We start from the raw sequence: 25796 nt of genomic DNA on the forward strand, positions 1-25796 counted from the left end.
TAAATGAATAAAATTAAAATTTTCAATATTCAAATGAATGATTTTAAATATACTTTTAAAGCATCAATAATTTTCATTTCAATACAACTTTTAATTCCAGACATATTACAAAAAAATAAGTTACAAATGTTCTTATGTATTGAATATTATTAATATTTTATTAATTTCTTTTACTTAAAAACTTTATTTTTACATTGTTGAATATACATACATTTTATTAAAATTCTTTAAAACCAATATAAATGTTTAAATATTGACTTTTAACAAAATTTATATTGTGATAATTATGAATGTTTTAAAAATTACGATTGTTACACTTGCATTAATCATGTCGGTAGGTGCTGTTTGTGCAGCAGAAAACATCTCCGACGAAATCATATGTAATGACAGTCAAGAAATACTGGGAACTACACAGAATGACATTTATAGTGTTGGTAAATCTTCATTCACCGATCTGAGTTATGAAATAGAAAGTGCAGACACATCTTTTGATTTGAATCAGGATTATGCATTCAACAATGAAACAGACAACAAAAACGGAATTGTTATTAGCAAAGACAACTTTATAGTTAATGGTAATGGCCGTACAATAGACGGAAATAATCATGCGAAAATATTCAATATTACTGCAAACAACGTAACATTAAGCAATATAATTTTAAAGAACGGTAATGCTGAAAAAGGTGGAGCAATATCTTCTTCGGGCAATTTAACATTAAACAACATCACATTCATTGACAACTACGCAACGAAATACGGCGGAGCTTTAGAGATTTACGGTAATGCCACCCTTAACATCAACAATTCCAGATTCATAAACAATTATGCGGATTCCGGTTCAGCAATATACCTTATAAATGGTACCTTGAACATTTACAATACAGAGTTTACCTCAAATGTATATTTTAAACGTGGGCAAATCCTAATTAAAAATGCTGAAGGTTATGTGGAAAACACCACATTTGCAAATATTGTTTCCAGTTATGCACCAGCAATATATCTTGAAACAGCAAAAGCAATTACTGCAATTAATTCCAAATTCATTAATTTAACTGCAAACATCTCATCAGGAGCAATAGGAGTTAAAGAGGGTGGTGTTGTATACATCAAGAATTGCGAATTCATAAACACCACTTCTGCTAAAAATGCAGGAGCAATTCTTGCAGATATTGCAGGAGGTTCTATGAAAATACCTGGCAATGTAACCATACTTGACACAGTATTCAAAGACACATCTTCCGAATTTGGAGGAGCTTATATTCAATTCGGTGGAAAACTCTTAATAAACAATACTAATTTTATAAACAATCACGCTACCTATAATGGCGGATCAATTTATATTTCATTTGTTGATAATGCCAAAATCGATAACTGTAATTTCACTTCAAACGGGGTTGACCTTATTGAAGGATATCCTACCTACGGCGGAGCTATAGTTATTGATATGAGTACAGCAAATATAACCCATTCCCGATTTATCAATAATACTGCAAGTGCAGGTAATGCAATATATGCTTATGATGCAAACTATTCCATCATCAATTCATGGTTTGAAAACAATACAAATCCTATATACACATTCTTTGATAATTTCTCCGAGTTGAAAAACAATACCTACATCAATGACGATGACGTCTCAACCAACAATACATATTATGCAACATTCCAAGTCGGAGAAGGCCTACCTTTAAAATTAGTTAACAATACCATTGACGTCACACATATTCCATCCAGATTTGACCTGCGCGATTGGGGATGGGTTTCACCAGTCCAAGACCAAGGACGGATGGGAGCCTGCTGGACATTCGGAATGACTGGTGCACTAGAATCCGCATTATTAAAAGCTACCGGGTTAAAAGCTAACCTTTCAGAAAACAACATGCAAAATACCATGATACGATATTCAATTTACGGTGCTATCACCGCAGCTGAGGGAGGAGGCAATATTCTTTCCATAGGTTATCTTTTGAGCTGGTTTGGAGCATTCATACAGGATGCTGATACATATGATGAGCTTGGAAAGATTTCACCGATAATCACAACCTATCAGGACATTCATGTTCAGGATGTGATGTTCACACCTAACAATGAAATCCCTAACAGCACACAGCTCAAACTGGCCATAATGAAATACGGTTCAATTGATATTTCATATATGGGACAATCCACCTATAATGAAGTAACTCCATATTACTATCCTGAAAATTATGCACAATATGTTAATGAGACTCTCAACCCAAACCATGGCGTTTCAATTGTCGGATGGGATGATAAATTCCCAAAAGAAAAATTTGGAATTACACCTCCCGATGACGGCGCATGGATTGTCAAAAACAGTTGGGGCACTGATTATGGAGAAAAAGGATTCTTATATGTTTCATATTATGATAAAACATTATTAAAATCCATGGACATATCTACTCATGCTACTTCAATAATACTTGAAAATACCGTACCCTACAATAAGAACTATCAATATGACATATTTTGGGAAGGCGAATTCAAACCAAGTAACGGAACCGCAAGTTACATGAATATATTCGAGTCTCTTGATGACGATTTTATTGCAGCTGTTGGAACATACTTCAACCAAAGTGGGGTCAATTACACAGTTGAAATCTTTGTAAACGATGTGTTAAAATTAACTCAAGAAGGAGTATCACCATATCTTGGTTATCATACAATCAAACTAAATGATTACATACCAATTAAAAAAGGAGATATCTTCAAAGCAGTAATAACCTCAAATTGTGTGCCATTCATTAACTTAAATGAAACCAGAGTGCATTATACTGAAAATCTTTCATTTGTTAGTTTTGATGGTCAACCTTGGGAAGATGCTTATAATCTTGGATACATTGCCTGTTTAAAAGCCTATACAGTTGAAAATAATACCAACATTAAACAAATTGACAGTAAATTTACCAACATTACTGTGGATTATAGCAATATTAGTGCTGTTTTAACCGATATTGATGGCTACGCTATTGCTAATACATCAGTAATTTATAAAATCAATGGCGTTGAGTTCAATACCACAACAAATGATGATGGAGTGTTCTGTATTTTACTTGATTCCAATGGTTTAGTGGATATCAGTTATTTAGGTGATGATTTAACTGCACCAGTTAATATGTCAATTACCATAAATAACATCATACCTATCAGGTCAGCAACAGTTGTTGAAGGAAATAACTTCACTCAATATGCAATTGAGTATTATTCAGGTGAAAGAGGTGGAAACTTCACAGTACAACTCAAGGATGCCAGTGGAAAAGTGCTTGCAAACAAAACAGTTTTAATTGGTTATAATGGCAAATGCCTCGAAAGGACTACTGATGAAAACGGTTTTGCCAATGTACAAATCAACCTAGTTGCGGCTAACAGATTAACATTTGCTGTAGCATTCTTAGGTGATGAAAACTACAATGCAACAATGTCAGTATACCTAATAACTATTAACAAAAAACCAGTGACAATGACCGCCAATGCAAAAACATACAAGGCAAGTGCAAAAACCAAATCATTCACAGTAAGTTTAAGCACCATACCTGGCGCATCAGCAGACGGTAAAACATACTTTGCTGCAGGTAAAAAAGTCACAATGAAAGTCAAGGGAGTAATATATACTGCAAAAACTAATGATAAAGGCCAAGCAACCTTTAAACTCAGTTTAAATAAGAAAGGCACATATACTGCAGATATTGATTATGCCGGAGACAACACATACAAATCAGCATCCAAATCTGTAAAAATAACAGTTAACTAGTGAGAATTAATTCTCACACCTTTTTTCTTTTTTTAACCCCAATGCTAATTTCAATATTGAACCTCTCCTTCCTAAAAGAAGATGGGGCATTCTTGCATAATTAATATCAATTGTCCCAATTGATTTAAGATATGTTTATTTATATTGAAATCAAATAAATATAAATTTAAAGGTGATTTTAAATGGAATATGAAATAAGTGGAGGTTCTTTTCCTACTGTAGTTTGCACATTACAGAAAGGAGAAACCATGAAAGATGAATCCGGTGCAATGGCATTTATGACATCAGACATTAAAATGGATACCAATACTGGAGGGGGCCTTCTAAAAGGTCTTGGAAGAGCTTTGTCTGGAGATACAATATTTTTAAATTTCTTTACAGCACAATCAGACAATCAAAAAATCGCATTTTCCGCATGTTATCCTGGAAAAATTATCCCTATAAGGTTAACCGGGTCAAACACCATCATTGGTGAGAAAAATGCATTTTTAGCAGCGGAAGAAAGTGTGGATATTGACATTTACTTCAAAAAGAAACTTGGTGTAGGATTATTCGGTGGAGAAGGATTTATTCTTCAAAAATTCACTGGAACCGGAATGGTATTTCTAGAAATTGATGGTGAAGTAATTGAACATGACCTCCAACCGGGAGAACATTTGCTTGTTAATCAAGGCCACATTGCAGCAATGGAAGAAAGCGTTGATTTTGATATTGAAAGGGTTAAAGGTGTTAAAAACATGTTATTTGGCGGGGAAGGAGTATTCTTTACCAAATTGACTGGTCCAGGTAAAGTCTGGATACAAACCATGCCAGTCAGCAAATTGGCAGATGCAATTATCCCATATCTACCAGAACGCACTAATGATTAATTTTAAAAAATTATATGATGATGTGATGTTTCATGGGGTTTCCACTTGAAATATCACACCATATCTTTAATTAGAAAAAAAGACTTACCCTAACATTAGAGAACCTTTTTAAATACGAAATACATTAATTTTGCAAAAATCTTTTTTAAAGGGTTTAGTTTCACAGCAGGTGAAAAGTCATGATTGACCAAACCGGTTTCCTGCCAAAATCTTGCATCAGCAGGTATCGGGTCATCCGTAACAGCCATAGCCCTCCAGACATTATAAAATAAGACATCACCAAATTTAGGGGAATGAAGCTTTCCTGATTCTACATCACTGCCAAACTTTTTAGAAATCTTATCAATACCTTCGGTTTCAAGATGGTCTTTTCCACCGCATGCAATGGCAATATTGTAAACCTTATTGAATCCCCAATGCCTTAATGTTTCGTTAAGATATTTGGCAACCTTTTTTTGACCGGCACCCGCAGTCGATACGACTACAAGTGCCTTTTTATCGAAAAATTCAGGTCTGTGGTAGATATAGGCAGTGTGGTCAATGAAGTTTTTAAGAATGGCAGTTACATTCAATGCATAAACCGGAGAGGAAATAATAAACCCGTCAGCTTCCTTTATCTTTTCAACAATAGGATTGATGTATTCAAAATGAGGGCATTTATCTTCACCCTCAAGTATGCAGTTATAACATCCCCTGCACATAGGGATTTTCCTACTTGCCAGATGAATCTCTTCAAATTCACCATTTAAATTTTTTCTTGCCTGATTTATAATATTCCAAGTGTTTTTCTTTCTTGGAGATCCGTTAATAATTACATATTTCATCATATCACCAATTGACCTTCAAGAACCAATTTTTCTTTAAATTCAAACTGTTTGTCAAATTCATCAACATCACTTTCATCTACATCGAATACATCCGGATTTGAAAATATAGCTTGAGCATCACCAATTTTGCCTCCATCAAATATTTTTATCATGAAAAACTGACATTCATCATCAATGTCAGTGCCTTCAAGGAAAATATTGTATTTTGATGCGCTTTCAAAACCGAATCTGGAATAATAATTTTCATCACCTACAACAAATACAAATGGAAACTCATCAATCAGGTTTAAGGTGTATTCTATTAATTTAGATCCATAACCTCTCCCCTGATAGTCATTGTCAATTGAAACCGGACCCAGTACAACTGCATCACAATATTTTTCGTCGCCAAAGTGGAGTTTGCCTTTTGAATAATTGATATGGCCAATAATTTTACCGTCCTCTTCAATTACATATGCCAAATCCTTTATGAAGCTTTCATCATACCTTAAATTGTGAACAATATAGTGTTCGTAAGCTCCCGGACGGTATACATTCCAAAAGGAATTTCTTACAAGATTTTCCACTTCCCGATAATCGTTTTTATTTTCCAATCTTATTTTCATTCGACCACCCTTACTGAATTAAAAACCAGTTTCATGTGATTTTCACTTCTAGGACCCAATTTCATTAAAAATTCACTGTCATCTTCAGGATAATTAATTATGAAATGCTCGTACAACAGAAAAAGACCGTAATAGAAAAATGACTCCGCCAGCTGTTTTGAATCCGCATCATCTTTAATTAATTTCTTCTGCTTCATCAAATCAAACAGTTCGACCCAACCAGCGATTGCATGGTCAATGATTGCCATCTTTACAAAATTTTTAATCTTTTCATTGTGATAGGATTCGATTAGAATAATCCGAGTTATCTTCATCATTTTAGGCTCACTTAGTTTTGAGATGTACAGGTCCAACCCTACTTTGTAAAAATAATCAAAACTTACATCCAGGTTTTGGCTCGCCTGAGACAAAGGAATCTCTTTTGAGGTCATTTCATCAATATAATAATCAAGAATAGCATCCAATATTGATTCCTTACTATTATAATGATTATAGATAGAACTCTCCTTAATTCCAACCTTTGATGCAATTTGGCGAACGGAAACACCATCAAAACCAAACTGTGAGAACAGATCAATTGAAATATCAAAAATTTTTTCTTTATTTGAAACCATAATATCAAAAACTAACAAGTGTTAGTTACAGTTATTAAGAAAATAGTATATAAAACTAACGGGCGTTAGTTAACTGAAAATTAAAACTCTTCATAATATCATTCATGTTAAAAAGAGCATTACCATCTCACTACCAAATCGGACCCCCTCATTCTTATTAATTTTTAGACCAATTAAATAATTATTAGGCTCATAAATGTTTACAATTTATATATTAGATTAAATAAAAATATAAATGGTTCAATTAGAGTGAATCAAAAAAAATTAAAGGTGTATAATAATGAATATAAGTGAAATTATTAGTGATGCTTTAGTATATCCTTTAAACAATATTAAAGCAGTTGTAATATATATGATTTTAGGTATTATTGCAGGTATTGCTATTGGTGGTACCGTATTAGGTATAGCTACCGGTTCAGCAACCCATAATGCATTATTGACTGGTGGAACATCAATTATCGGAGTGATTATTTCAGTCCTAATCATTTTATTAATTGCAGGTTATGAATTGGACATTGTTAAATATGGAATTAATAGAGATCCTGGTGCTCCAGGCATTGATATCGTAAGACAAGTGGTTAATGCTATTAAAGTAATCATCGTATCTTTTGTTTACTATTTAGTTCCTGTTATTATCGCAGCAATTTTACGTTTCCTTTTAGGAAATGGTGTTTTAACTACACTCCTTGTGTTTATTATCACAGTCGTTTTTGCTTTGGCACAATTTATGGCTAAATGCAGATTAGCTAAAACTGACAGTTTAGGTGAAGCATTGGCATTTGGTGAAGCAATTGGAGATATCTCAAGAGTAGGTATTGTAAAACTCCTTGCAACAGTTATTATAATTTTTGTTATTGTATTTGTTGTAATTTTCATCGCTGCTGCAATTGCTAACTGGAATAACATTATTGGCGGAATATTAATCGGTATTCTCGCAATATACTTAACATTCTTCGCTAACAGAGCTACCGGTTTATTATACTCTGACGCTTAAATAAATAGACATTAATGAATGAGTTTTATTCATTCATTTTTTTTACTTTTTTTATAAATTTTCAATTTAATATAGTTTTCTCAACAGCCAAGCATTTTTACTGGCAATGACCATATAACCTGCCAGAAGATAAAATAATTACACCATTAACCGATTTAATCAATCTGAAGAGGCAAATTACCTATAACCAATCCTTTTTTATAGATGGCTACAGTATCCTCCAGCCGGACTCCAAATTCCCCTTCAAGATAGATTCCAGGTTCCACTGTAATTACCATACCATCTCGAATTATGGTTTCGTCCTTAATGGAAAATCCAGGAGTTTCATGAATGTCCAAACCCAGACTATGGCCTGTTGAGTGAATAAAATTATCACCATATCCATATTCAGTTATTATGTCACGGGCAACCCCGTCAATTTCACAACATTTAAGACCTGGCTTAATGGCCCTAATAGCTTTATCATGAGCTTCAGCGACAATGTCCCAAATTTCCTGTTGAGACTCTGTGTAAACCATTGTACGAGTATTGTCAGAGCAATACCCCTTAAAAACAGCTCCCCAATCAATAAGAATTGGTTTTTCCAAAAGTTTATCCTGAGGAGTCGCATGGGGAAGGCTTGAGTTGGCACCGCTGGTGACAATAGTGTCGAATGACTCTTTGGATGCGCCATTTTCAATCATCAACCTTACCAAATCAAAAGCAACAACATTTTCCGGATTTTTATTGTTCAAAACATCCAACTGCATGAAAGACTTTTGAGCAATTTCAGTTGCCTTTTCTATTTTTTCAATCTCAAAAGGAGTTTTTATCATTCTTTGAGTGTTGATGTATGTTTTTGAAGTTATATCAAAATCATCCTTTAATTTTTCATAAGTGCTGAAAACGAGTTCCGGTTCGATTGCAAGACTTTTAATCCCCTCCTCCTTCAGCTCTTTAATCATCACCTCAAATGATTCAAATTCCCTAACATCAATGGTTGAAGTTTTATTGGCTATTTCCATATCCATTTTCGATGCATAAATAATTGGATTTTCATTAATTATGCAAAAAGCAAAACTTGTGGGTTTGTAACCTGAAATATACTCAATATTTGTAAATTTTGTAAGTAAATAAGCCTGAATATCATCATTTTTTAAGTCATTTAAAATGTTTGAAATATGTAAATCCATGATTTAATATTTAAAAAAAGTATTATAAAAAAATAAGTATGGAAAAATTCCAACTTACCTAAATTAAATTACCTATTAAAAACAATCAGATAAACATAAAAAAATATTATAATAAGTTAAACATCCGTTTACTAAATTTAACACATAATAAGATTAAACAAATAAATTTATAAAGTTTTCAATATCAAAAAAGATAGTTTTATTAAAGTAAAAAAAGATAGTTTAACATTATGTTTAAGTTTACAGCTAGTGAAATAAGAGACTTGATTATAGCATTTATCGTTATTTCATTGTGTTTTGGAATTGCAAACACCGGCAGGGACATGAACGCCTTACTCCACTTGCTTCCATTCATTATGGTTGGCGTAGGACTGGGTTTCATCCTGCACGAGTTAGGCCATAAATTCGTATCAATGAAGTATGGTTACTGGGCGGAATTTAAGTTATGGCCACAAGGATTGTTATTTGCACTTGTTACCTCATTTTTCGGGTTTGTATTTGCAGCCCCAGGTGCAGTTTACACATATGCAAATTACATGACCGATGAAATTAATGGTAAAATATCCCTTGCAGGCCCAATTGTCAATATTGTTCTTGCATTAGCATTCCTGGCCGTTGCAACATGGGTTTATCCATCTGCATTTACTTCCGAAACTTCAGTAATCATATTTATCGTATGTTCAATGGGTTTTTCAATCAACAGCTTTTTGGCAGCATTCAATCTGTTGCCTGTCGGAAACCTTGACGGATCCAAAGTGCTTAGATGGAACATTGGAATCTGGATTATTGCAATAGCCATAGCAGGTACAATGACCGTATTGTCAATGCAAATGGGCGTTGAAAACATTGTGAGATTAATTATAGGATTTTAAAATGAGTGAAGAAATTACATACTTTAAAGGAACACACCGAGTTATAGCTCCAAGCAAAACTATTGAAATTAACCAGGACAAGTTAAAAACTGCTGGAATAACCCGTATCGCAGATATCACTGACTTGGACAGGATTGGCCTTCCAATTTATACTGCAATCAGACCGACCGCGCAAGAGGGCGGAGTCAGCATATATGGTGGAAAGGGAATATCCAAAGACCATGCAAAAGCATCTGCAATGATGGAAGGCTTTGAGAGATATTCAGCCGAAAGGCAAAGCAGTGATGAAACCATAATTGCCGATTTATCTGAAATTTCAAAAAATGGAGAATATATTGACCCGAAATCACTTAACCTTCCAAAAGAGTTTGAAAAAAAGGATATTGGTGATTTGAACTTGGAGTGGAGCCTGGCCCACGATATAATCACGGACAAGGATTATTATGTTCCAACAAATGCAATTTTTCACCCATATAACTGTAAAGACGACGTTTCAAAATTGTTCAAATCAAATACCAACGGCCTTGCATCAGGCAACATTTTGGAGGAAGCCATTTTGCATGGGATGCTTGAAGTCATTGAAAGAGATGCATGGAGCATTTTTGAGCTGACACATAAAAATTATGCCCAAATTGATTTGGATAGCATTGAAAGCGAACTGATTAATGAAATTATAGATAAATTCGAATCCGAAGGAATCAAAATCAAACTTATTGATTTTACAGCAGACGTTAAAATCCCAACAATAGCCGCTTCTGCAGACGACACTATAACAAAAGATGCCGGGCTTTTGACTTTGGGAATAGGAACCCATCTTGACCCTGAAGTTGCAATACTCAGAGCATTAACTGAAGTAGCCCAAAGCAGAGCAACACAAATAAACGGAGCCCGTGAAGATACCGTAAGAGCGGATTTTGCACGTGAAGCCGGATACGAACGAATGAAAAGAATCAACAAATATTACTTTAAAGAGGAAGAAAATAAAATTTCACTCTCAGATATTGAAAATAAATCCACATCTTCAATTTCAAAGGACATTGAAATTGTTAAAGATGAACTGATGGCCAACGACATTGAAAAAATATTGTATGTTGACCTGACACGTCCGGAACTTGACGTCAGTGTCGTGCGGATTATCATTCCTGAAATGGAATTGTATGCAATCGACCAGTCACGTGCGGGATACAGATTTTTAAAAGCATGATATTATGGTTAAGGTTATCATTTATACCGGATTGTCCCTTTCTTTTGATGAAGCCAGAGAGATTCTGGATTGTGAAGACGACATTGAAGTGATTTATAAAAGACCCATTCAAAGGGGAGAATTGGCTTTGGCATTAAATGAACATCCGGATATCATTGCAATAATCGATGGAGTGTTTCATCAAAACTCCGCAGTAGGTCATAAGGAAATCCTCAATGTCATAAATAATGGCGTTAAGGTATATGGCGCTTCAAGTATGGGTGCTTTAAGGGCATCGGAACTTGACACATTGGGAATGGTTGGAATAGGTTATTGCTATGAGCAATATGCAAACGGAACTGTGGATTCAGACGATGAAGTTGCAGTAATGCTTGACAGCGAAACCCTCGAACCCCTTTCAATACCACTGATTAGCATGAGATATGTTTTTGACAATGCCGTTTGTGAAAAAATTATAAGTGAAGATGAAAGAGACGAACTGATTAAAATAGCCAAAAGGACGTTTTATCCGAAAAGAAATTACGCCAATACATTGGCCGAATCAAGTTTAAACAGCGATAAAAAAGATGCATTAATCAATTTTATTCGAACATCACCCGACATTAAAAAAGAGGATGCAAAAGAGCTTATCAACCACATCAAATGTGAGATAAAATGAATTTAAAAGACAAAATTCAGATTGTTGAAGATTGCCTGAAAGATAAAAAGGTAGCCATAGGATTTTCAGGCGGTGCCGATTCGACATTGATAACCTACATTTCTTCAAAGGTTGCCAAAGACACATTGGCAATCACCATTGACAACCATCTGATGCCAACGGGTTTTGTTGAACATACACAAAAAATATGCAGACTGTTCAACATCACACATGAGATAGTCGACATCGATTTTTATGATGATGAGGAATTTCTCAAAAACAATCCTCAAAGATGCTACAACTGCCGCCAGATGATGTATTCCCAAATCATTGAAAAATCAAAGGAAAATGGTTTTGAGTATATCTGTGACGGGAACAACATAAGCGATCTGATTTCAGACCGTCCTGGAATTTTAATAACATATGCCAAAAAATTCAACACACCACTTATAGAGGCAAGGCTAACCTCAAAAGAGATTCATGAATACCTCGAGGAAAACAATATTCCCTATTCAAAATCAACAACATGTCTTGCAACAAGAATACCAACCAACACACCGACCACCAAAGAGAAAATCGAAAAAATCAGCAAGTGCGAGGATTACATCTCGGCAAATACAAACTGCAGAATAGTCAAAGTTAGAGATTTTGGACGGACAAGTATATGTGAAGTGGACGACATTGATGAAATTCTATGTGAAAATAAATATAATCAAATAAACGATGCATTAAAATCATTTGGATATGAAAAAGTTGCATTAAATTTATCACCAATTGATGATAATGAATTCATTTCTATTGACTATAAAAACGGTAATTTTTCACACCAACTTCCGTTTACACTAAACCTTGAAAACACTAAAGAAATTATCAAAAATGCAGAAACAATAAACGAATGTGAAATCCAAATCGGAAGCATCACCATAAGCAAAAACGGACTCATAAAAGGAACCGGTTTCAAAGATTATGAAAATGCCCTTGATAATTTTATGGAAATATTGCCCAAGCTTAGAAGAAATATTTAAAAAAAAGAGTAAAAAACCTATTAAAACTCACTTATTCATTTCCAGATATTTTTTTAACACAATGTCGGGAGTTTCAATAGTTTTTTGGAAAGTTTTAACAAAATCACTGGCTTCGTGATTCTCAGGTGTTTTTGTTAAACCTTTAAGAGATAACTGCTTGCCGTCAATTTTAAATCCAACATCATCAGCTTCGATTTCTATCAGATTGATTTCAATTTCAGAAGCCTTCTCCAACACATCATCAGCCCTAACCTCATATTTGATCTTTAAATCCTTGTGAGGCATCAGCTCATTGATGGTTCTTTTGATAACAGATTCAAATAACTCCAGGAATTTTACAACCGGAGGCATATTATTAGCCCACCAATAGGCAAGAACGGAGTTGAGAACTATTTCGTGTTCGACAAAATCATCATATAACCTTGCCCGAACACCAACAGCACTATCATCAACTACTTTAATCACCAATACTGGACTAACAGCCATTATATCACAGTTATTCGACTAATGCTTTAATCAAATCACTAGCTCTTACAAGGCCGACCAAATCTCCTTCAACACCAATTACAGGAATTTGTTCGATGTTTAAGGATTTCATTTTTTTAGCGCAGTCGGAAACTTTTGTTTTGGAGTTAGCTACTTCAACATTGCCAACAGCAACGTCACTTACTACTTTATCTGTGAATTTTAAACTGTTTTTCTCGATGTATAATACTGAAGTACTGTCCCAGGACCATTTATCCCCTTCGGTACCTACAGTGGAACTGTGTTCACTTCTCTCAGAGATAATTTCAATTTCAGAAATAAAATCGGTTTCAGTTAAAATACCTGACAATTTAGCATCATCATCCAAAGCCAAAACGGATTTTAAACCAAATTGGTTCATGGTTTCAAAAGCAACATTTAAAGGAGCTTTTTCCCAGGTGGTCGGAACGGTTGTAATCATATAATTTTCAACAGCATCGTCAACGGTAATTTTGGTTAATGCTTTAGATACCAAATCAAATGAAGTGATAATTCCTACAAGTTCACCATCATCATTTACAACAGGAACTCTTCTTACATCATTTTCAATCATTTTACGAGCAGCATCAGTTACATCGTCACCAGGAGCAACTGTGATTAAATCTCTGCTCATTAACATTGCGATTTGTTCTTCATCAGGATTATTAATTAAATCAGAACGAGTTACTAGTCCTACTAAAATATCAGTATCTTCTTTAACAACAGGAAGTACTGCTTTTTTCTCTTTTCTCATTAAGTCTAAAACTTTTTCTCTGTTACCTGGTACGGAAACACTAACTACATTTTTAGACATTGTTCTTTTAACTAACATAAAAACACCTATATTAATAATATAATAAAAATGACAATATCTTAATGAACTACGAGCACTGCGCATTTAGCTGAATTTACAACCTTATCTGCCACACTACCCATTATAAATCTATCGAAGCCGGATTTGCCGGAACTACCCATAACTATCAAATCAACATCTTCTTCATTTGCCACTTCCAAAATGCTTCTTGCAGGAGAACCTTCTCTAATTACATGAGTGATTTTCAAATCATCTTCATTTAATTTATCAAATTCCTTAAGGTTTTCCTCAGATCTTTCTTTTAAGACTTGATTTAACTGGTATACTTCATCATCCAATGGAAGTCCGTTAACAAAATTATTTTCTGTGACACTCACAGCGATTATTTCAGCTCCTGAAACATTTGCTAAAAATAAAGCATGTTTTTGAGCTTTTTTTGCAAATTCTGACCCATCAGTAGGGACCAATATTTTTTTATACATCATTAACATCTCCCATAATAAATAGATTTATATCATGATATTATACAATACATTTTTTGTTAATGATATATAATATATTTTTCGTTTCACAGCGATTACATATATTAAGATAAGGATTTTTAGAAAAAGATTTGTAAACTATAAATTCCGCAAAATTGTCTTCCATTATACAGGATTTCTGAATAATGTCATTGATTTTATGAGCACAGACATTTGTAGTCGCCATTTTTAACAGCTCCTTCGGGTCGAGATATGATTTATAATAAACTGACATTAACTTTAAGCTGAATTCAAGTTCCCTCAGCATGTTCGGAGAGTTTAACATCACATTATCAGTGCCCAACATCGGTTTAATGCCCATGTTTAACATTTCATTGAGTTTTGAAACGCCAACATTCAATGTTGCATTGGCTCTTGGACAAACAACAACGTTTGATTTTGAGTTTTTTAATAAATCCAAATCATTGTTTTTAGGGTTGGTAACATGAACCAACTGGTCAAAATCATTGCTGATTGCCTTTTCGATTTCAGTTTTGGCGAACTTTTCCAGAGATTCAATCTGATTGGATTCGGATTCTGCAACATGAATTGAAGAAATCTTGCCCTGTTTACTGCATTCATCGCTTATCAGTTTGGCCACATCTTCGGTTATTTCACCAAAACCGCTTGGAGCAATTCCATCGGCAATTTTAAGGATTTTTCTAATGGCTTTTTTTACCTGATTTAAATCCGGATCATCACCATAAAAGCTATCGTCACGGCCTAAAATAATCGGGTTGATTGGAATGTCTTCACTTGCCTCTTTCAATAGTTTGATTCCATGAAGACCCCCTTCACGATAGTCAATGAAGTGAGTAGTGCCTGACAAGACCATATCCCACATTGATGATTTCATGGCTTCAATTAATTCCTCATCAGATGCATTGGCCAGAGCCTTATGCTTAACCCCATCAGGCGGCTTAACCATTTCACTTAATGAAAGGCCGTAACCCTCATCCTTAATTATGGAGTCACCAATATGCATATGCCCATTAATAAATGAAGGACAAACTACGGCACCATCAACATCAATGATTTTGCCTTCCTTTGCATCTTTAGCCATCTCGATGATTTTACCATCTTCAACAACGATATTTTCTTTTGATGGAACTAGATTTTGACCTTTTAAAATAACTCCATTTGATATAGTAAACATTAATGGAAGTTCTAATTTTTTTTATTAATAAAATTTTTGAATATACTTAACATATATTTAATGGAAAAATCATAGTATAATTCAATCATACAAACATTTTCACACAAAACTCTATTAATCAATTTAACCATCCGAAAAGGTGATTTCCATTAACTCTCAGGAACTAAGATACTTCTACAGAAACATTGTAAAAACTGGTGACGTATACAGAGTTAAACATAATAATAAAGATTATGGAGAGTTTTCTAAATTATCCGACGCATTATATGAAAGAGATGCTCTATTTTTTTGTAATTTTGACTATGATTTGCTTGTAGAATGCGATTTGGAAAACAAGTATGAAAATATGGAACTGCCACCATTTCCCGAAAAGCGACCAAAAGGACGTATAAAAGGAAACAAGATCAACAAAAAAGAAAGAGAAGGGGAAATTCTCTTTGACCATAAAAAAAGAGGGTTCTACATTAAAAGAATGGGTGAAATAATTGGTTATTACGATACAATGACCGAAGCGTTTTACTACAAAAAGCTTTTAATGGACAACGATTGGGACAAAAGTGTTCTTAAGAGAAATGTTTCAGAGAAAATTGAAGTCAATATCGTCATTGACCAGAACAAGGAATATAAAGTTCAGCTTAACTTCTGTCCTAAATGTAAAAGCAGGTTAAAAATCGGAGCCGAGGATTGTCCTTCCTGCGGTATCAATATTAAAGATTATCTATATAATAATTAAAAAAAGGATAGAGAATGATTATTCTCCATCAGTATATTCATTTAATGATTTTACATTCATTTCGCTATTTTGTACAGCTGCAATTGCATTTAATGCTGCTCTTGCACCTGCTAAAGTGGTAACATAAGGTATGCCCAGTTCAATAGCCAATCTTCTGATGATGTAACCGTCTTTAGCAGACTGTTTTCCTTCAGAAGTGTTAATGATTAAATCAACTTCCTTATTTAAAATTGCATCCCTAATGTTTGGAGATCCCTGTGACACTTTCAATACTTTTTCAACATCATCAAGTCCGGTTGCATCTCCAGTACCATCAGTAGCCATTATTTTAAATCCTAAATTGGCTGCCTTTTCTGCAATTGGTCTGATTTTTTTCTTATCGGTTTCCTTTACACTGATAAATATTTTACCTTCTTTAGGAAGTTCCATACCAGCTGAAAGTTGTGATTTGTAAAATGCCATTCCGAAGTTTTCATCAATACCGATACTTTCACCTGTGGATTTCATTTCAGGTCCGAGTACGGTATCGGATTCAGGTAATTTCAAGAATGGGAATACAGACTCTTTTACAGCAACATGGTCTATTTTGATTTCTTTGGTTAAGCCAAAGTCTTTTAATTTGGCTCCATGCATAATCCAGGTTGCAACTTTTGCAAGAGGAACGCCAATAGCCTTGCTTACAAATGGAACTGTCCTACTTGCTCTTGGATTTGCTTCAATAATGTAGACCATTTCCTCATCAAGTTTAACTGCATATTGAATGTTCATCAAACCTTTAACGTCCAATTCAAGTGCCAATTTAGTTGAGTTTTCACGAATGGTATCCAAAATATGTTCAGGAATAGTTTGAGGAGGTATTACACATGCTGAGTCTCCTGAGTGAACACCTGCTTCTTCAATGTGTTCCATGATTCCGGCAATGAATACATCTTCACCGTCACATAATATATCAACGTCAAGCTCAATTGCATCTTCCAGGAACTTGTCCACCAGAATAGGATGTTCTGGAGATACTTTTACGGCTTCCTTCATATACTCTTCAAGCTCATTGTTATCGTAAACGATTTCCATTGCTCTTCCACCGATAACATATGACGGACGTACAAGCACTGGGAACGTGATTCTTTCTGCGATTTCACGAGCTTCATCGAATGAATTAGCTGTTCCGTATGGTGCCTGATGAATGTGTAATTTTTCTAAAAGTTCAGCGAATAATTCCCTGTCTTCTACTCTGTCAATACTTTCATATGGAGTACCTAAAATTTTAACACCTGCATTTGCAAGAGGCACTGCCAAGTTAATGGAAGTTTGACCACCGAACTGTACGATTACACCATCCGGTTTTTCCTGTTCAATAACACCCATCACATCTTCAAATGTCAATGGTTCGAAAAACAGTTTGTCGGAAATGTCATAATCTGTACTTACGGTTTCAGGGTTGTTGTTGATTAAGATTGTTTCGATTCCTTCCTCTTTCAGTGCAAGGGAAGAGTGTACACAACAGTAATCGAATTCAATTCCCTGACCGATTCTGATTGGACCTGCCCCTAAAATTACAACCTTTTTCTTGGTAGTGGATAAGAGTTCATTTCCGGTATCGTAACTGCTGTAGTAGTATGGAGTTTTAGCTTCAAACTCGGCTGCACAGGTATCTACCATCTTATAGGATTGTTTGATGTTGTATCTTGAAAGCAGGTTTCTGATATATTCCTCAGTTTGCCCTGACAAATCGGCAAGTCTCTTGTTGGAACATCCTAACTGTTTAGCTTTTCTTAAATATGCTTCATCATCAAGTTTATCGGCAGTAACATCGTTTTCAAAGTTGACGATGTTTCTGATTTTGTAAAGGAAGAAATTATCGATGTTTGTGAGTTCTCTGATTTTATCGATATCCATTCCATCCTTAATTGCAGAATAAATCTGGAAGTAAATCAAATCAGTTGGATTTGCAAGGTCTTCTTCTGTGTATTCAACATATTCAAATCCGTCAAAGCCCATATCAAGAGATCTCAATGCTTTTTGGAATGCTTCTTCAAATGTTCTTCCAATAGCCATTACTTCCCCTGTTGCTTTCATTTGAACTCCCACTTCACGGCCAATTCCTTTAAACTTGTCAAACGGCCATCTTGGGATTTTAATAACCACATAATCGATGGCAGGTTCAAAAGATGCAGGAGTCTCTTTGGTAATGTCGTTTTTAATTTCATCCAAGGTTAGGCCTAAAGCCACTTTTGATGAGATTTTAGCAATAGGATAACCTGTTGCTTTTGAAGCAAGCGCACTACTTCTTGATACACGTGGATTAACTTCAATAACTTTATATTCATCAGTTTCAGGGTTTAGTGCAAATTGAATGTTACAGCCACCTCTAATTCCTAATGCTCTGATGATTTTAATTGATGCGTCACGCATCTTCTGGATGGTTTCATCACATAGGTTTTGAATAGGAGCCACTACAACACTGTCTCCTGTGTGGATACCCATAGGATCAATGTTTTCCATGGTACATACAATGATACAGGTATCTTCCTTATCCCTCATTACCTCAAATTCGATTTCCTTCCATCCGAGAACTGATTCGTCAATGAGTACCTGATTGATGAAACTCATGTCAAGACCATGGTTTGCAATTTCAATCAATTCCTCTTCATTGTGGGCAATTCCCCCACCGGTTCCGCCTAATGTGAATGCCGGCCTTACAATTACAGGATAGCCTATTTCCTTTACGGCTTCAAGTGCTGCATCGACACTTTCAACAGCCTGACATTTTGGGATTTCCTCATTGATTTCTTCCATTAAGTTAGCAAATAAATCCCTGTCTTCCACATCCTTAATAGTTTGAACATCGGAACCTAAAACCTTAATTCCTTCGAGTAAACCTAAGTCTCCAAGTCCTGTTGCAATGTTTAATCCGGTTTGTCCACCCATGGTTGGTAAAATAGCATCAATTTCTTCTTCTTTTATAATTTTTGCAACAACTTCCGGAGTTAACGGTTCGGTATATACAGTATCTGCCATTCCCAAGTCTGTTTGGATAGTAGCCGGATTACTGTTAACAAGAACTGTTTCAATACCTTCCTCTCTTAATGATTTACAGGCCTGAGAACCTGAATAATCGAACTCTGCAGCCTGTCCGATTTGAATAGGTCCTGAACCAATAATTAATACTTTTTTAATATCATTATCAACTGGCATCAGTAATCCTCCATCATTTGATTGAACTCATCAAAAATATTTCTTGTATCGTTTGGACCAGGTCCTGCTTCAGGGTGGTATTGTATACAATGCAAAGGCAATTCCTTGTGGGAAATACCTTCAGGAGTTCCATCATTTAAGTTAATTTGAGTTAATACTAAGTCTGTTTCCTTTAGGGATTCCTTATCAATTGTAAATCCGTGGTTTTGTGAAGTTATAAATACTTTTCCAGTAGCCAAATCCTTAACCGGCTGGTTTTCACCACGGTGTCCGAATTTCATTTTATATGATTTTGCACCAAATGATTTGGCAATCAATTGCTGACCCATACAAATACCAAAAATCGGCAACCTGTTTGACAATTTTTTCATGGTTGCGATTGTCTCGGATACTCTATCTGGATTTCCTGGACCGGAAGTAATCATCAGACCACTTGGTTCATAATCAAGAACAGTTTTATAATCAGTATCATAAGGGAATAAAACCACGCCAATATCCCTTTCCAAAAATGAGTTAATGATATTCTTTTTAACACCACAATCAATTAAAGCAACCTTTTTATCAGCATCCTCATTGAAGATTTTAATTTCCTTAGTTGATACTAGAGGCACAACATCCACATCTTCAATACTTGGTTGGGAACGTGCCATTTCAAGCAGTTTATCATCGTCAATATCTTCAGTTGTAATTGCAGCCTTAAGTGAACCTCTTTCACGGATTTTGAGTGTTAAATCACGAGTATCAATTCCACTAATTCCAGGAGTCTTAAACTCGCTTAAAAATTCGTCCAAAGTTTTTTGAGGTCCGAAGTTGGAAACTTCACGACAAACTTCACGGCAAACAAATCCTTCAACCTGGATTTTATCAGATTGATACCACTTCTCACTTACCCCATGATTTCCTTCCAAAGGATAAGTAGACATCAAGATTTCTCCTTTAAAAGATGGATCTGTTAAAGATTCAGTGTAACCACCCATACCTGTGGAAAAAACAAGTTCTCCCAATTTGGTGGTTTCGTAGCCGAAAGCTTCACCTTTTAAGACTGTTCCATCTTCCAAAGCTAATTTTGCTATTTTTACCATTACATCACCATATTAAAAAAATTATAACTCTCTATCTCTAATATATATTATTTTACTATATTATTAAAGTTTGTTTTTTGTGAAATTTTTCAGATTATAGAAAAAAAATTAATGAATAAATGAATATTATACAACAAATTGGATTTTGCAAAATGATTATGTATTGAAAAAACCAAAATATAAACCAAGTCAACAAGGATGAAAAATATGGCTATCGATAAAGTTCCCGCAGATTATAAAAAGTTTAAAAAGTTGGTTAACGAAACAAAAATCTACAATGCTCCAAAATCATTGACCGGAGAGCTGAGACCCTATCAAAAGATAGGCTATTCCTGGCTGATACAAAATATAAAATACAATTTCGGGTCAATATTGGCTGATGATATGGGACTTGGAAAAACAATACAGGTTTTATCTTCAATCCTTTATTTCAAAGAGAAAAACAAATTCGATAGCGAACCGTCACTGATAATCGTTCCTCCAACACTGATTTCCAATTGGGAAAACGAGATTAAAAAATTCACCCCCGAACTGACATATTACATTTACCACGGATCCAACAGAACATTTCCACTTGAAGAATATGACATCATTTTAACTTCATACGGCGTTGTTAGACTGGATTTGGATATGTTTTTAGATATCGAATGGAGAATATGCGTCATTGATGAAGCTCAAAACATCAAAAATCCGAACACAGAACAAACCAAAGCCATCAAAGAGATTAACGCATCCACAAAAATAGCCCTGACCGGAACGCCGATTGAAAATAGACTAATGGATTACTGGTCAATATTTGATTTCGTAAATCCCGGTTATCTGTCAACAAAAGACGATTTCAAACGAAGATATGTTATGCCGATAGAAAAACTGGAAGATGAAGATGCTCTAAAAAATCTTAAAACAATAGCCAGACCATTTGTTATGAGACGTTTGAAAACGGATGACGACATTAAAAAGGAGCTGCCGGATAAGTTAATCAATGACATTTACTGCAGCCTGTCCAAAAAACAAATCAAATTATACAATGCCATTTTGGAAGAACTGTTCTTTGATATTGAAAACTCCAAAGGAATTCAGAGAAAAGGAATCATCCTAAAGATATTGACTGCCTTAAAGCAAACCTGCAACCATCCTGCACAGTTTCTAGACATCAAAAAGCCAACAATCAAGGAATCCGGAAAGATGGAGCTTCTGGTAAATATTCTGGAAAATATCCTTGATATGGATGAAAAGGTCATAATTTTCACACAGTACGTTGAAATGGGCAAACTAATTCAAAAACTCATTTCCAAGAAATTCAAAACAGAAGTGCTGTTTTTGCACGGCTCACAAACGCTTAAGGAAAAAACAGAAATAATCGATACTTTCCAGGAAAATCCCGACTATAAGATTTTCGTGGCAACCCTCAAGACCGGAGGAACAGGTCTGAACTTAACCGCCGCAAGCAATGTAATCCATTATGATTTGTGGTGGAATCCTGCTGTTGAAAATCAGGCTACTGACAGAGTTCACCGAATTGGTCAGGAAAAGGACGTTATGGTTTATAGATTCATTACAAAAGGAACACTTGAAGAAGAAATCGATGCTATAAGCAAAAGAAAAATAGATTTGGCCGGAAAAGCCATCAGCAACGATGAAACATTCATTACCGAAATGAGCGATGATGAACTGAAAGAAGTATTGAAATTGAGATTGTAATTACAATCATCCATCCAATTTCAAACTAAAGTCAAGACTTCTTGTTGAATGTGTTAGTGCGCCCATAGAAATGATATCCACACCCAATTCAGCATAATCCAGGATAGTATCTTCGCTAATGCCACCTGACACTTCAATCAATGAATTTTTACGAATGTTTAACTCATCAAGTTTGTCAAGTACATTTTTTACTTCATCCGGAGACATATTATCAAGCATTACAATGTCTGCACCGTTTTTTACACAGTCCACAGCATCCTCCAAAGTTTCCACTTCAATTTCGATTTTTTTAGAAAAGCTTACATTGGCTTTTGCTTTTAGAAGAGCTTCCAGAGGTGTTTTGCAAGTTGCAATATGATTGTCTTTAATTAAAACCATGTCATCGAGACCTAACCTGTGGGTATCCGCACCGCCAACACCCAAAGCGTATTTGTCAAATTTGGCGATAGCCGGAGAGGTTTTACGAGTTCCGGCAACCCTAACATCAAAATCTTCAACCATTTTTACATACTTGTTGGCCGCACTGGCCACACCGCTCATCCTCATCAGCAAATTCAGGGCAGTTCGCTCAAGAAGCAGAATGATTCTAGCATCACCTCTAAGAGATATTAACAAATCCCCCTCGGATATTTTACTTCCTTCAGCCAGCCAAAAGCTAACTTTAACCCCATGTTCCTCAAATAAATCTCGAATAATATTAATACCGGCTAAAATACCATTATCTTTTGAAACTATATGTGCGCCAACTTCCATACCCTCTTCAACAACGGCATTTGAAGTAACATCACCGAATCCCTCATCTTCAGCCAACATATATTCAATAATCCTGTCCAAAAAATCACCTAAAAGTTAATAATTATTAAAGATATATAGTTATCTTATAATATAAATTAAGTGATTATATGGAAATTATATTTTTAGGAACATCATCTGCAGTTCATTCAATAACAAGAAATCAGGCTTCAATTGCTTTTAAAGGATTTGGAGAGGTATTCCTGTTTGATTGCGGTGAAGGTGCTCAAAGACAAATGTTATCTACACAAGTAAGTCCGATGAAGATATCAAAAATATTCATATCCCATTTCCATGGAGACCATATTTTAGGCCTTCCGGGATTGCTGCAATCATTGGGATTACTTGGAAGGGAAGAAAAATTAACCATTTATGGCCCGAAAGGTTTGGAAAAAGTTAAAAATGCCATATATAGTCTAGGATATTGTAAAATTGATTTTCCAGTAGAGTTTATTGAGATTGAGTCAGGAATTGTAGAGGAAACCGAAGAATATATCATAAAATCACAATTAGTAAGGCATAATGTTCCAAATCTTGCATATTCAATTGAAGAGAAGAAAAAACCAAGATTTTTAAGGGAAAAAGCCATAGAACTTGGCGTTCCTGTTGGTCCCGCATTTGGAAAACTGCACAATGGAGAGGAAGTTGAAATTGATGGAAAAATCATCAAACCAGAACAGGTTCTTGGCGAACCCAGAAAAGGCATAAAAATCACATATTCTGGTGATTCAAGACCCTGTGAAGAAATGATTGAATTTGCAAAGGACAGCACTTGCCTCATTCATGAATCAACATTTTCCAAAGAGGACAATTCAAATGCCGAAGAGCATGCCCATTCAACATCAGTTGATGCGGCATATATTGCCAAACAATCCAACTCAAAAGAATTGATATTAACCCACATAAGTACAAGATATGGCGAAGAATACTCCAAGACAATCTTAAAAGAAGCAAAGGAAGTATTTGAAAATTCAAGATTGGCCAAAGACTTTGACGTGATTAAAATAAGATGATACTATGATCATTCCAACAATATACAATGACCCTGCAACGACCCTTGTTTATTTTTTAATAGTGGTTGTAGTGACCACATTAATAACAAGGCTGATTGCATTTATAATGAATAAGATGAAGCGTTTTAGCGAAAACATGACAATAGTTTATCTTATAAGAGATATGATAAACTACATAATCTATTTCATTGCATTGATGGTGATTTTACAATTCTTTGGAATCAATCTGGCAGGAACTCTTTTAAGTTTAGGTATTGTAGGTATCGCTGTGAGTTTTGCGGCAAAAGACATTATTTCAAACCTGTTTTCAGGAATACTTTTAATCATTGGAAAAAGTATCAAAGTTGGAGATACAATTGAGGTGAATAACAAAAAGGGATATGTTGAGAGAATTTCTCTTAGATCAACAGTTATAGTTGATGACTTAGGCGTTAAAAGCCACGTTCCAAACTCAACATTGACAAACGAATATTATCTGCAATTCAAACCTCCCGAAAAATATAGGGTAGACATTATTGTGGGAATGCCTTTAGATGTGGATGTTGAAGAATTTAGCAAAAACATTATCCAAAAAATAAATGAATATGATGATTTGGCTAAAAATCCACAACCACAAGTCTTTTCAAACGAAATAAAATTTGAAGAAACCAGACTAAAAGTATCATTTTGGGTAAAAAATTTAAATGATAAAGACAAATATAAATTAAAAATCACAAACGACATTAGAAAATGCATAAAAAACATGGGTGAAAATAATGAGTAGTTCAATTCAAGAAGAAATTTTAAAGCTAAAAAATGAAAAAAATGCAATAATACTTGCACACAATTACCAACCAAAGGAAATTCAGGAAATAGCTGATTTTTTAGGAGATTCCCTTGAATTATGTATAAAAGCTTCTGAAATCGACGATAAAGATTTAGTAATCTTTTGTGGAGTTGATTTCATGGCAGAAACTGCATTTATCTTAAATCCTGATAAAAAAATTGTTATTCCAACACTTGAAGCGGAATGCCCTATGGCACACATGCTGCCTGAAGAGGAATTGCTAAAAGCAAAAGCAGAACACCCAGATGCTGGAGTTATCCTTTATGTTAACAGTATTGCCGAAGCAAAACAGCATGCAGACACCTTATGCACATCAGCTAATGCTGTTAAAGTAACTGAAAGCTTACCGCAGGACAAAATTTTATTTGGACCTGATAAAAACTTGGGAACACATGTTGCAGAAAGGCTTGACAAGGAAATCATTCCTGTCCCTAAGGATGGTCACTGTTATGTCCACAGATTATTCCATGTCGAAGATGTTGAACTTAAAAGAGAGCAATATCCTAATGCAGAAATAATCTGCCATCCCGAATGCGATATAAAAGTTCAACAAGCATGCGATGTGGTAATGTCCACCGGAGGAATGTTAAAACACATTGCAGAAAGCGATAAGGAAGAATTTGTTATCGGAACTGAAATTGACATGATTACAAGAATCAACTCTGAGGTTCCTGGCAAAAAATTATATCCTTTACTTGAAGGGGCAATTTGTGAAACCATGAAATTGCACACTCTAGAAAAAGTAAGAGACTCCCTCATAAATGAAGAACCACAAGTGGTTTTACCAAAAGAAGTTGCAGACAAATCAAGGAAAGCCGTTGAACACATGCTTGAAGCATCAAAATAGCTAGTTCAACTAGCTTTTAACTTT

General features: G+C 34.9%; 23 protein-coding genes. 12 read left to right on the top strand and 11 right to left on the bottom strand.

The window, feature by feature from the left end; all coding sequences use genetic code 11:
• Positions 1-286 precede the first annotated feature (286 nt).
• Together Q0W04_RS02610 and Q0W04_RS02615 are read left to right on the top strand one after the other, a co-directional pair.
• Positions 287-3769, top strand: coding sequence for a C1 family peptidase (locus tag Q0W04_RS02610; protein WP_298500039.1), 3483 nt, complete (start codon positions 287-289; stop codon positions 3767-3769).
• Positions 3770-3951: 182 nt separating this feature from the next.
• Entirely contained in the window at positions 3952-4638 is a 687-nt protein-coding gene (locus Q0W04_RS02615; RefSeq protein WP_298500042.1) for a TIGR00266 family protein, read from the top strand.
• A 95-nt stretch (positions 4639-4733) separates the two neighbouring features.
• Here the strand turns inward: Q0W04_RS02615 and Q0W04_RS02620 are convergent, their stop codons facing one another.
• Genes Q0W04_RS02620 through Q0W04_RS02630 form a run of 3 tightly spaced genes read right to left on the bottom strand, consistent with a single transcriptional unit; the run spans position 4734 to position 6684 of the window.
• On the bottom strand, positions 4734-5462 hold the full coding sequence (locus Q0W04_RS02620) for a flavodoxin family protein (protein ID WP_298500045.1): 729 nt from the start codon (positions 5460-5462) through the stop codon (positions 4734-4736).
• On the bottom strand, positions 5462-6070 hold the full coding sequence (locus Q0W04_RS02625) for a GNAT family N-acetyltransferase (RefSeq protein WP_298500048.1): 609 nt from the start codon (positions 6068-6070) through the stop codon (positions 5462-5464). The genes Q0W04_RS02620 and Q0W04_RS02625 overlap by 1 nt, the downstream gene beginning before the upstream one ends.
• Entirely contained in the window at positions 6067-6684 is a 618-nt protein-coding gene (locus Q0W04_RS02630) for a TetR/AcrR family transcriptional regulator (RefSeq protein ID WP_298500051.1), read from the bottom strand. Before Q0W04_RS02630 ends, Q0W04_RS02625 begins: the two co-directional genes overlap by 4 nt.
• Before the next feature lie 280 nt (positions 6685-6964).
• On the opposite strand from Q0W04_RS02630, the gene Q0W04_RS02635 reads away from it, so the two are divergent.
• Positions 6965-7678 (top strand): DUF4013 domain-containing protein, encoded by a 714-nt coding sequence (locus Q0W04_RS02635; protein WP_298500054.1) that lies wholly within the window; start codon positions 6965-6967, stop codon positions 7676-7678.
• 155 nt (positions 7679-7833) lie between these two features.
• On the opposite strand, the gene Q0W04_RS02640 is transcribed toward Q0W04_RS02635, so the two are convergent.
• Positions 7834-8850: an aminopeptidase P family protein gene (locus Q0W04_RS02640; RefSeq protein ID WP_298500057.1), complete on the bottom strand. Its 1017-nt coding sequence runs from the start codon at positions 8848-8850 to the stop codon at positions 7834-7836.
• Between the two features lie 230 nt (positions 8851-9080).
• Between Q0W04_RS02640 and Q0W04_RS02645 the strand changes: the two genes are divergently transcribed.
• The 4 genes from Q0W04_RS02645 to Q0W04_RS02660 are packed head-to-tail and all read left to right on the top strand — an operon-like array spanning position 9081 to position 12588.
• Complete coding sequence (locus tag Q0W04_RS02645) at positions 9081-9722, top strand: site-2 protease family protein (RefSeq protein ID WP_298500060.1); 642 nt, start codon at positions 9081-9083, stop codon at positions 9720-9722.
• Between the two features lies 1 nt (position 9723).
• Positions 9724-10926 (top strand): YcaO-related McrA-glycine thioamidation protein, encoded by a 1203-nt coding sequence (locus tag Q0W04_RS02650; RefSeq protein ID WP_298500063.1) that lies wholly within the window; start codon positions 9724-9726, stop codon positions 10924-10926.
• 4 nt (positions 10927-10930) lie between these two features.
• Complete coding sequence (locus Q0W04_RS02655) at positions 10931-11584, top strand: TfuA-related McrA-glycine thioamidation protein (protein WP_298500066.1); 654 nt, start codon at positions 10931-10933, stop codon at positions 11582-11584.
• Positions 11581-12588 carry an ATP-binding protein gene (locus tag Q0W04_RS02660; RefSeq protein ID WP_298500069.1) on the top strand — a complete coding sequence of 336 codons (1008 nt, stop codon included), beginning with the start codon at positions 11581-11583 and terminating at the stop codon, positions 12586-12588. Before Q0W04_RS02655 ends, Q0W04_RS02660 begins: the two co-directional genes overlap by 4 nt.
• Positions 12589-12615: 27 nt before the next feature.
• Here the strand turns inward: Q0W04_RS02660 and Q0W04_RS02665 are convergent, their stop codons facing one another.
• The 4 genes from Q0W04_RS02665 to Q0W04_RS02680 are packed head-to-tail and all read right to left on the bottom strand — an operon-like array spanning position 12616 to position 15583.
• Positions 12616-13074 carry a hypothetical protein gene (locus Q0W04_RS02665; protein WP_298500072.1) on the bottom strand — a complete coding sequence of 153 codons (459 nt, stop codon included), beginning with the start codon at positions 13072-13074 and terminating at the stop codon, positions 12616-12618.
• Between the two features lie 10 nt (positions 13075-13084).
• Positions 13085-13924 (bottom strand): CBS domain-containing protein, encoded by an 840-nt coding sequence (locus tag Q0W04_RS02670; RefSeq protein WP_298500074.1) that lies wholly within the window; start codon positions 13922-13924, stop codon positions 13085-13087.
• Between the two features lie 41 nt (positions 13925-13965).
• Positions 13966-14388: a universal stress protein gene (locus Q0W04_RS02675; RefSeq protein WP_298500176.1), complete on the bottom strand. Its 423-nt coding sequence runs from the start codon at positions 14386-14388 to the stop codon at positions 13966-13968.
• 40 nt (positions 14389-14428) lie between these two features.
• Entirely contained in the window at positions 14429-15583 is a 1155-nt protein-coding gene (locus Q0W04_RS02680) for an amidohydrolase family protein (protein ID WP_298500077.1), read from the bottom strand.
• 139 nt (positions 15584-15722) lie between these two features.
• Between Q0W04_RS02680 and Q0W04_RS02685 the strand changes: the two genes are divergently transcribed.
• A complete protein-coding gene (locus Q0W04_RS02685; protein ID WP_298500080.1) occupies positions 15723-16316 on the top strand; it encodes a zinc ribbon domain-containing protein in 594 nt (197 codons plus the stop codon).
• Between the two features lie 18 nt (positions 16317-16334).
• On the opposite strand, the gene carB is transcribed toward Q0W04_RS02685, so the two are convergent.
• Both carB and carA read right to left on the bottom strand, forming a co-directional pair.
• Complete coding sequence (gene carB, locus Q0W04_RS02690) at positions 16335-19511, bottom strand: carbamoyl-phosphate synthase large subunit (RefSeq protein WP_298500083.1); 3177 nt, start codon at positions 19509-19511, stop codon at positions 16335-16337.
• The gene (gene carA / locus Q0W04_RS02695; protein ID WP_298500086.1) at positions 19511-20593 is read right to left on the bottom strand and encodes a glutamine-hydrolyzing carbamoyl-phosphate synthase small subunit; all 1083 of its coding nucleotides are present in this window, start codon (positions 20591-20593) and stop codon (positions 19511-19513) included. The genes carB and carA overlap by 1 nt, the downstream gene beginning before the upstream one ends.
• Positions 20594-20800: 207 nt before the next feature.
• Here carA and Q0W04_RS02700 point away from each other — a divergent pair, with 207 nt between their 5' ends.
• The gene (locus Q0W04_RS02700) at positions 20801-22294 is read left to right on the top strand and encodes a DEAD/DEAH box helicase (protein WP_298500088.1); all 1494 of its coding nucleotides are present in this window, start codon (positions 20801-20803) and stop codon (positions 22292-22294) included.
• Between the two features lie 6 nt (positions 22295-22300).
• Here the strand turns inward: Q0W04_RS02700 and nadC are convergent, their stop codons facing one another.
• Positions 22301-23128, bottom strand: a complete 828-nt coding sequence (gene nadC, locus Q0W04_RS02705) for a carboxylating nicotinate-nucleotide diphosphorylase (protein ID WP_298500091.1) — start codon at positions 23126-23128, stop codon at positions 22301-22303.
• Between the two features lie 68 nt (positions 23129-23196).
• Between nadC and rnz the strand changes: the two genes are divergently transcribed.
• The 3 genes from rnz to nadA are packed head-to-tail and all read left to right on the top strand — an operon-like array spanning position 23197 to position 25772.
• Positions 23197-24099, top strand: coding sequence for a ribonuclease Z (rnz, locus tag Q0W04_RS02710; protein WP_298500094.1), 903 nt, complete (start codon positions 23197-23199; stop codon positions 24097-24099).
• A gap of 4 nt (positions 24100-24103) precedes the next feature.
• Positions 24104-24862, top strand: a complete 759-nt coding sequence (locus tag Q0W04_RS02715; protein WP_298500097.1) for a mechanosensitive ion channel family protein — start codon at positions 24104-24106, stop codon at positions 24860-24862.
• The gene (nadA, locus tag Q0W04_RS02720) at positions 24855-25772 is read left to right on the top strand and encodes a quinolinate synthase NadA (RefSeq protein ID WP_298500100.1); all 918 of its coding nucleotides are present in this window, start codon (positions 24855-24857) and stop codon (positions 25770-25772) included. The genes Q0W04_RS02715 and nadA overlap by 8 nt, the downstream gene beginning before the upstream one ends.
• Positions 25773-25796: the final 24 nt, after the last annotated feature.

Origin of the sequence: uncultured Methanobrevibacter sp. (genome assembly GCF_947170395.1) — an archaeon.
Classification (GTDB): domain Archaea; phylum Methanobacteriota; class Methanobacteria; order Methanobacteriales; family Methanobacteriaceae; genus Methanocatella.